The sequence below is a fragment of the Burkholderia sp. Ac-20379 genome, assembly GCF_017104645.1.
In the GTDB taxonomy this organism is placed as follows: domain Bacteria; phylum Pseudomonadota; class Gammaproteobacteria; order Burkholderiales; family Burkholderiaceae; genus Burkholderia.
In genome coordinates this window covers 1-3,484 of sequence record NZ_JAAGPF010000520.1, presented here as the reverse complement: position 1 = coordinate 3,484, position 3,484 = coordinate 1, and the positions used below count along the sequence as shown (strand labels likewise).

Annotated in this window: 3 protein-coding genes; 2 read left to right on the top strand and 1 reads right to left on the bottom strand. The window is 71.8% G+C overall.

Annotation, left to right across the window (positions count from 1 at the left end):
- Positions 1-148 precede the first annotated feature (148 nt).
- Complete coding sequence (locus G3N92_RS32190; RefSeq protein ID WP_241015157.1) at positions 149-1,606, bottom strand: TolC family protein; 1,458 nt, start codon at positions 1,604-1,606, stop codon at positions 149-151.
- 231 nt (positions 1,607-1,837) lie between these two features.
- Between G3N92_RS32190 and G3N92_RS32185 the strand changes: the two genes are divergently transcribed.
- Together G3N92_RS32185 and G3N92_RS32180 are read left to right on the top strand one after the other, a co-directional pair.
- Entirely contained in the window at positions 1,838-2,500 is a 663-nt protein-coding gene (locus G3N92_RS32185) for a response regulator (RefSeq protein ID WP_206131572.1), read from the top strand.
- The coding region (locus G3N92_RS32180) for a histidine kinase dimerization/phospho-acceptor domain-containing protein (RefSeq protein WP_206131571.1) at positions 2,497-3,484 on the top strand (988 nt) is incomplete at its 3' end. The genes G3N92_RS32185 and G3N92_RS32180, both read left to right, overlap by 4 nt.

Below are 3,484 nucleotides of genomic sequence, written 5' to 3'. Positions count from 1 at the left end.
GCGCGAGCATGGCGGCCAGGGCCGCGGCGAACGCGGCGAGCGGCGGCGCGGCGCGGAAATACGATGAGAAGGGCATGGGCGGAATCGCTTTCGAAATCGGGAGGGGGCGCGGCGCGGCCGCGCATCGGGTATCAAGCAACGGGAGCAATCAACGCGCGGCGAGCGGCGTCGCTCCGACGGTTTGGGGTGTTGACGAATCGGCCGGCGCGCCCGGATCGGGAATCGCCGCGCCGAGCATCGCCTGCAGGCCGATCCGTTGCTCGGCCAGCGCCTCCTGCTGGGTGGCCGCGTCGATGCGCCGGGCCAGCGCGGCGGTCACGGCGTCGCTCATCTGCTGCAAGGTGATGTCGTGCACCGCATAGGCGCTGCGCGCGCGTTGCCCGGCGGCCTCTAGCGCGGGCAGCGCGGCTTCGGCGCGCGCGAGCTGCGCCGCGGACAGCGCCGTGTCGGCGCGCAGGTGCGCGATGTCGGCATGGGCCGCGTTCAGGCGCGTGGCGTATTCGTCGGCGAGGCGCTGGCGGGTGGCCGTCTCGATCGCGATGTTGCCGCGATTGCGGTTGAACACCGGCAGCGAGAAGTTGATCTGGAAGCCGGTCGAATAGATTTCCGAGGTGTCGCGTGAGCGGTTGAAGCCCACCTGCAGGCTCGGGAACTGGTTCAGCACCGCCGCGCGCAGCTTCTGCTCCTGCGCGGCGTAGCCGGCTTCGAGCGCGATCAGGTCGGGGCGGCGCGACGGCAGCGCGGCCACGGCGGCGTCGAGCGTGGCGTCGGGCAGCGGCGCGACGGCGTCGCTGCCGGTCAGCGTCAGCACGACGTCGGGCGCGAGGCCGAGCAGCAGGTTCAGATCGTGATGCGTCTGCGCCTGCGCGTGGCGCATGTCGTTGGCCTGCTTCGTGGCGTCGGCGTAGGCCAGTTGCGCGGCGGTGGCCACGTCGTCGGTGGTGTCGTGCCGCGCGATCGCGCGTTGCGTCTGCTCGAAGCGCGTGCGGGCCAGCTCGCGTTGCGCGTCGAGCAGCGGCAGCACCGCCGCCTGGAAGCGCGCCTTCACGAACAGTTGCTTGGCCTGCACCACCACCTGCCATTCCTGCCACAGCAGCGCGAGATCGGTCTTGCGCGCGGCCGCGTCGGCGGCCTTGCGGTTCGCGCCGCGCGTGACGATCGCCATCACGTCCATCGCGAGGCCGTACGAGAACGCGCGGGCCAGCCCGACCTGGCCGGGGTAGTCGCTCGACAGGCTGATCTGCGGATCGGGCAGCAGGCCCGCCGCGAACGCCTGCGCGTGGGCGATGCCGAGGTCGTCGCGGGCGAGGCGCAGGTCGGGGTTGTTGGCCACGGCCAGCATCGCCACCTCGTCGATGTCGAAGCCGTCGCTCGGATCGAAGCGATGCGCCGCGAGCGCGGGCAACGGCATCGCGGCGGGATCGACGGTGAGGCGGGCGAGGCCGGCGGCGGTCGTGAAGCTGGCCTGGCGCGCGAGCGGCTTCGGCTGGTACGACACGCAGCCGGCCGTCAGCAGCAGGCATGCGGCGGCCAGCGCGCCGAGCGTCCGCCGGGGGCGACGGTGCGGTTCGGAGCGGCGCACCGGGTGAGGGCGGACTCGGGGCAATCTGGACTCCTTGGGATCGGCGTTGACGAGTGGCGGATTGTCCGAGCGCCAGCATTAAGGGAGCCTTAACAATCGGCGCCGGATCGCGCCGCCGCCGCGGGTGCGACAGCGCGCCGCTCGGGCCCTTCGCGCGGGGCCGGCGATGCTAAGGCGGCGCTAAGGATCGGCTGCCTAAGATTCGTGTTTATCGAGCGCCCGATGTGCGGGCGCGACACGTAACGGAACGGCACCATGCGCGTATTGCTCGTCGAGGACGATCCGCTGATCGGCAGCGGACTGGAAGAAGGACTCCGCCACGAAGGCTTCGCGGTGGATTGGGTGCGCGACGGCGATGCGGCCACGCTCGCGCTGCGCACCACGCCTTACGGCTTGCTGCTGCTCGATCTCGGGCTGCCCGGCAAGGACGGCCTGACGCTGCTGACCTCGCTGCGCCGCCGCGACGACGCGCTGCCCGCCATCGTGATCACCGCGCGCGACGCCGTGACCGACCGCATCGCCGGGCTCGACGCGGGCGCCGACGACTATCTCGTCAAGCCGTTCGTGCTCGAGGAACTGCTGGCGCGCATCCGCGCCGTGAACCGCCGCCACGCGGGCCGCGCGCAAACCACGCTGTCGGCCGGCGCGCTGCGGCTCGATCCGGCGCGCCATCAGGTCTGGCTGTCGGGCGACGAGGTGGCGCTGTCGCCGAAGGAATTCGTGATGCTGCACGAGCTGATGGTCGAGCCGGGCGCGGTGATCTCGCGCGAGCAGTTCGAGGAGCGGCTGTACAGCTGGGGCGAGGAAATCGAGAGCAACGCCGTGCAGGTGCATATCCACAACCTGCGCAAGAAGCTCGGCCATGTCGCGATCCTGACGGTGCGCGGCGTGGGCTACCGGATCGGCGAGGCGGCATGAGCGTGTCGCTTGCGCGCCGGCTCGTCACGTCGCTGCGCGGCCGGCTGCTGATGTGGCTGCTGCCCGCGGCCTGCGTGGTGGGCGTGCTGGCCAGCGCCGGCACCTACTGGGCCGCCGTGCGCGAGCTCGATTTCCTGCTCGACGACCAGTTGCGCAGCGTGTCGCAGCAGGTCGAGATCAATCAGCACGGCCTGCCGGCGTTCGCCGGCCATGGCGGGGCCGCGGCCCCCGCGCGCAAGCTCAACGACGCCGACGACGTGGTGCTGCAACTCTGGCGCGGCGGCGAGCTGGCGTTCACCACCGATCCCGGCATCGTGCTGCCGCCGCCCGGCGCGCCGGGGCTGGCCACGCTCGACGCCAACGGACAAAGTTGGCATACCTACATACGCGAGAGCGGCGGCACCACGATCCGCGTCGCGCAGCCGCGCACGGCGCGCTGGGACGCGCTGGCGCGCATCGCGATCCATCTGTTGTGGCCGGTGCTGTCGCTGCTGCCGTTGCTCGCGATCGCGCTGTGGTTCGGCGTCGGCTACGGGCTGCGGCCGCTGAAGATGATCGCGGAAGGCCTGCGCCAGCGTCACGCCACGCATCTCGATCCGCTCGATACCGAAGCCGTGGCCGACGAGGTCAAGCCGCTGGCCGGCGCGATCAACGATTTGCTCGGCCGGCTCGACGAATCGTTCACGCTGCAACGGCATTTCATCGCCGATGCCGCGCACGAGCTGCGCACGCCGATCATGGGCCTGTCGATCCAGGCGCAACTGCTCGGCCGCGCGACGAGCGACGCCGAGCGCGCGCGCATCGTCGCGCAGATCCAGTCGGGTGCGACGCGGCTCGGCCACCTTGCCGAACAGTTGCTGACGCTCGCGCGGCTCGAGCCGCGCCACGGCCCCGACGCGCAGGCGGCCGCGCATCGCAGCGTCGATCTCGCGGCGCTGGCGCGCTCGGTGGTGGGCGATCGCGCGCGGCTGGCCGACGCGCAAC

Excerpts from the sequence above, each read along its gene's own strand:
- G3N92_RS32185 (WP_206131572.1), top strand. The coding sequence starts at position 1,838 with ATGCGCGTATTGCTCGTCGAGGACGATCCGCTGATCGGCAGCGGACTG.